Here is a 4,405-nt window from a genome sequence, read left to right on the forward strand (position 1 = left end):
AGCATGGCCGCGTCCGGGGTGGCGGACTTGTGCACGGCCTGGCCACCGGTCTCGGCCTTGAGTTCGTAGCCGAGGTAGCCGACGTAGCCGAGGTTGAACTCGAAGGGCAGCCCGGCCGGTACGGGCACGGCGCGGGTGCGGATCTGCTCGTCGAGGTACTCGAAGAAGCCCTGCTCGACGATCTCGCCCTCGTCGCCGGCGCGGCCGGGGCTGCGGACGGTGACGCCGCCGTCGGAGACCCGGTAGCTGACGTACTCGGCGAGCGGGCCGCGTCCGTCGCCGAGGAAGGAGAAGCGGGACAGGCCCTCGATGACGGCACCGCTGTCCAGCCAGAAGCTGTGGGCGTCCCCGGCGAAGAGGGCGCGGTAGGCGGCCTCGGTGTCGGGCTGGACGCCGATCCGCCGGGTGTGCACGGTGTACCGGGAGCCGTTCGCGCCGGTGGCCCGGTGGGCGAGCGCCAGGCGGCGGAAGTTGCGCAGCAGGTCACGGCCGTACTCGCTGCTGATGGACTCGGGGTGGAACTGCACGCCCCACACCGGCCGGGACACGTGCCGCACACCCATGATCACGCCGTCCCCGGTCCAGGCGACGGCCTCGAGTTCGTCGGGCAGGTCGGTGGCGGCGAGCGAGTGGTAGCGGACCACGTCGAAGGGGCTGGGGAGTCCGGCGAAGAGGTCGGTGCCGTTGTGGTGGACGGCGGAGATCCGGCCGTGCATGGGCTCGGGCGCGAGGGCGACCGTGCCGCCGAACAGGTGGGTGATGCCCTGGTGGCCGAGGCAGACGCCGAGGACGGGCAGTCCGCTGTCGAGGATGGCGCGGGCGCTGATCCCGAAGTCCCGTTCCCGGTCCGGACGTCCGGGGCCGGGCGAGATGACGACGGCGTCGAACTCCTCCAGCCGCAATGCGGACCAGTCGGCGCCGTTGCGGACGACGACCGGCGGCCGTCCGTTCACCTCGCCGAGCAACTGGTAGAGGTTGTAGGTGAAGGAGTCGTAGTTGTCGATGAGCAAGGTCCTCACGAGGAACCTCCGATCACCCGGTCCTCGACGCGGCAGGTCTCCTCGATCACGAGGTCGTACAGCTTCCGCAGGAACTCCCGGTCGATGCCGTGCCGTTCGCCGTAGCGGGCGGCGCGTTCCTGGACGATGCCGATACGGTGCGGCTGCATCATCGGCACGTCGTGCTCCCGTTTGAAGTGGCCGATCTCCACGCACTTCTCGATCCGGGCACGCAGTTCGTCCAGGAAACGTTCGTCGATCGCGTCGAGCTCCGCCCGAAGGTCCTCGATGGTGACGCCGGCTGTCGGCCTCTCCCCCATGGCTGCCCCTCCCGCCTGTCCACGGTCCGAATGTGCCCGCCGCCGGGCTCGGCCCGCCACCGGCCCGATAGCTCGGATCACCGCAGTGCACACAGTGCGGGGATCGATACGGGGACAAGCGGGACATGTCGGCGGGCCCCGGAGGCCGCGCGGGGCGAGGTCAGACGCGCAGGAAGGCCGGCGCTCCGGGTGCGGTGGCCTCGGCGACCGTGCCGCCCTCCGCGGGGTGGTCGCGCAGCAGGTCGGCCACGATCTCCGTGGCGAGCCGGTGCCAGGTGGGCAGGCGGCGCAGCATGGCGTGCTCCGCCCCGGTGAGCATGATCATCCCGGCGTGCGCGCCGGCCGTGCGTGCCCGCAGCACGAAGTTCACCGAGTCGTCGGCGCCGGTGATCCGGTCGGCGTCGCCGTGCATCACCACAAGGCGCCGGCCGCGCAGGTGGACGGCGGGTTCGGCGGCGGGCAGCCAGGGCGCGAGCGCCAGCACGCCGCGCACGGCCGGGTGGGCGGCCGCGTGCAGGGCGGCCCGGCCGCCCATGGAGTGGCCGACCAGCACGACCGGCAGCGGGCCGAACCTCTCGCGGAGTTCGCCGAGGGCGCGCAGCACGTCGTCGGCGGCCGCCCCGCCGTTCCAGCCCCGGTGCCGGTAGCGCACCTCACCGAGCACGATGCCGTCCGACGGCAGCCCGGTGGCGACGGCGCGCAGCATGGGGCGCATCCGCAGCGCGGCGAGATGCCAGGGCCGGCTGACGGAGACGTCCTCGGCCCGGCCGCCGTGCAGGGTGAGCACCGCGGCCTTCGGGGACCTGGGGGCGTACCGGACGACCAGCGCGCTCTCCGGGCCCTCCACCCCCTCGCCGCCTTGCCGGCGCGTCGTCTCGTCCGGGCCGTCGCTGTGGACTGTCAACGGGGCGCCTTCCCTTCGGGCGGTCGTACGGGATCGTCACCTGGAATCCGTAGCCGGTCGGCGTGCGGCTTGGTCGGAAGGGCCCGTTCCGCCTACTGCGACGGGCGGGACAAAAGCACGTCTGAGAGGGTCGGACCGGGGCACATGTGCTCAGGCAAGGACTTCTCACCGTGACGACAGAGGTGAATGATGACCACCCGGACCAAGGATCTGACCCCGAAGTACACCGTGCCGGGCCTCGAACGTGAGGCCGCCGGCAAGCTCATCGGTCTGCTCCGCCTCCGTCTGCACGCGCTCAACGACCTCCACCTCACGCTGAAGCACGTGCACTGGAACGTCGTCGGACCCCACTTCATCGCCGTGCACGAGATGATCGACCCGCAGGTCGACCGGGTCCGTGACATGGCCGACGACGTGGCCGAGCGGACCGCCGCCCTCGGCGGTGTCGCCCAGGGCACGCCGGGCTCCCTGGTGGCCGAGCGCACGTGGGACGACTACTCCATCGGCCGGGGCGACGCCATCGCCCACCTCGCCGCGCTCGACGTGGTCTACACCGGCGTGATCGAGGGCGTACGCGCCGCGGTCAAGGAGGCGGGCGAGATCGATCCCGCCACCGAGGACCTCCTGATCGGGCAGCTCCGCGACCTGGAGCAGTTCCAGTGGTTCGTCCGGGCCCACCTCGAGAGCGCCCGCGGCACTCTCGCCACCGATGACGTGCACTCCGAGAAGGAGGCGGCCGCCAAGGTGAGCTGAGCCGCCGGTACGGAATTCGCCGCGCGCCGCTGCCCCCCGTGGGTGGCGGCGCGCGGCGTTTCCGTCCGCGGGTCAGGGCGGCGAGTCGCCCCGGTCGCGGGCCGTGCGCAGGACCTCCTCCACGTCGCCGAGGCGGTCGAGGCCCTGGACGGCGCGGGAGGTGCGGTTGTTGGCGGCCAGCAGATCGCGGTGGCGGTGGACGAAGGCCCAGTAGCCGGTGGTGTACGGGCAGGCCCGATCGCCGGTGCGGTCCCCCGGCTTGTAGGCGCAGCCACCACAGAAGTCGCTCATACGGTGGATGTAGGCCCCACCGGAGGTGTACGGCTTGGTGGTCATCCGGCCGCCGTCGGCGTACTGGGACATGCCGACGACGTTGGGCAGCATCACCCAGTCGTAGCCGTCCACGAAGCAGCGGTGGAACCAGTCGGTGACCGCGCGCGGCTCCCACCCCTGTTGCAGGGCGTGGCTGCCGAGCAGCATCAGGCGCGGGATGTGGTGGGTCCAGCCGGTGTCGCGGACCTGGGCGAGAGCGGTGGACAGACAGCGGGCGGTGACGGCGTCGGCGTCGAGTTCGAGAAACCAGTCGGGCAGCGGAGTGCGGGCGCCGAGGGCGTTGCGGTTCCGGTAGTCCTCACCGAAGTACCAGTAGAGCTGCCACACGTACTCGCGCCAGCCCGCGACCTGCCGGATGAACCCCTCGGTGCTGGAGATGGGCGCGTCGCCCGCCCGCCAGGTGTCCTCGGCGGCGGTGACCACCTCGGCCGGGTCGAGCAGGCCGAGGTTGAGGGAGGAGGAGAGGAGGCTGTGGCTCATCACCGGGTCGGCGGCGAGCATGGCGTCCTCGTGCGGGCCGAACCCGGCGAGCCGGTGCCCGGTGAAGCGGCGCAGCGCGGCCAGCGCCTCCCGGCGGGTGGCCGGGAAGCGGCGCGGGCCGTCTCGGCCGACGAAGGTGATGCCCTCCTCCCGCTCCCAGCGGTCGAGGTCGGCGCGGACCTGCTCGTCGATCTCGTCCTCGCGGGGCCGGTAGGGCTTCGGCGCGTCGAGGGTGCGGGCGCCCTTCGGTGGTGGTTCGCGGTTGTCGTGGTCGTGGTTCCAGCGGCCGCCGGCCGGTTCACCGCCGTCCATGAGGAGGTCCAGCTCACGGCGTACCCAGTGGTAGAAGTCCTCCTGGCGCAGCCGGTGGCCGCCGCGTCCGTCGGCCCAGGCGCGGAAGGTGTCCTGCGGGAACAGGAAGCCGCGGGCGGGCAGCACGCGCACCTTCTCCAGCGAGCGGACCAGGCCGAGGGCGGCGCGTGAGGTGGGGTGGTGGACGGTGACGCGGCCGGCGCCCACCGCCTCGCGCAGGCCCTCGCGGTAGGTCTCGGCACGGACGTAGCGGACGCGGTCGCCGAGTTCGGCGGCGCGGTGGCGCATCGCGGACAGGATCAGAT

General features: G+C 72.5%; 5 protein-coding genes. 1 reads left to right on the plus strand and 4 read right to left on the minus strand.

Features of this window, described 5'->3' with window-relative positions; all coding sequences use genetic code 11:
* The 3 genes from CCN33_RS28205 to CCN33_RS28215 all read right to left on the minus strand — a co-directional run.
* Positions 1-1,019, minus strand: a 1,019-nt coding sequence (locus tag CCN33_RS28205; protein WP_167387966.1) for a glutamine amidotransferase-related protein, incomplete at its 3' end; no start/stop codon positions are given.
* Entirely contained in the window at positions 1,016-1,318 is a 303-nt protein-coding gene (locus CCN33_RS28210) for a chorismate mutase family protein (protein ID WP_030803911.1), read from the minus strand. The genes CCN33_RS28210 and CCN33_RS28205, both read right to left, overlap by 4 nt.
* Before the next feature lie 160 nt (positions 1,319-1,478).
* Positions 1,479-2,222 carry an alpha/beta fold hydrolase gene (locus CCN33_RS28215; protein WP_244173963.1) on the minus strand — a complete coding sequence of 248 codons (744 nt, stop codon included), beginning with the start codon at positions 2,220-2,222 and terminating at the stop codon, positions 1,479-1,481.
* 189 nt (positions 2,223-2,411) lie between these two features.
* Here CCN33_RS28215 and CCN33_RS28220 point away from each other — a divergent pair, with 189 nt between their 5' ends.
* Positions 2,412-2,975 (plus strand): Dps family protein, encoded by a 564-nt coding sequence (locus CCN33_RS28220; RefSeq protein WP_086696246.1) that lies wholly within the window; start codon positions 2,412-2,414, stop codon positions 2,973-2,975.
* Positions 2,976-3,047: 72 nt separating this feature from the next.
* Here CCN33_RS28220 and CCN33_RS28225 read toward each other — a convergent pair.
* The coding region (locus tag CCN33_RS28225; RefSeq protein ID WP_086696243.1) for a cryptochrome/photolyase family protein at positions 3,048-4,405 on the minus strand (1,358 nt) is incomplete at its 5' end.

Source organism: Streptomyces recifensis, assembly GCF_002154615.1.
Lineage (GTDB): Bacteria > Actinomycetota > Actinomycetes > Streptomycetales > Streptomycetaceae > Streptomyces > Streptomyces griseoluteus.

What these genes read in the sequence shown, in the direction of transcription:
- CCN33_RS28210 (WP_030803911.1), bottom strand. Translation starts at nt 1,318, where the DNA reads ATGGGGGAGAGGCCGACAGCCGGCGTCACCATCGAGGACCTTCGGGCG.
- CCN33_RS28220 (WP_086696246.1), top strand. Translation starts at nt 2,412, where the DNA reads ATGACCACCCGGACCAAGGATCTGACCCCGAAGTACACCGTGCCGGGC.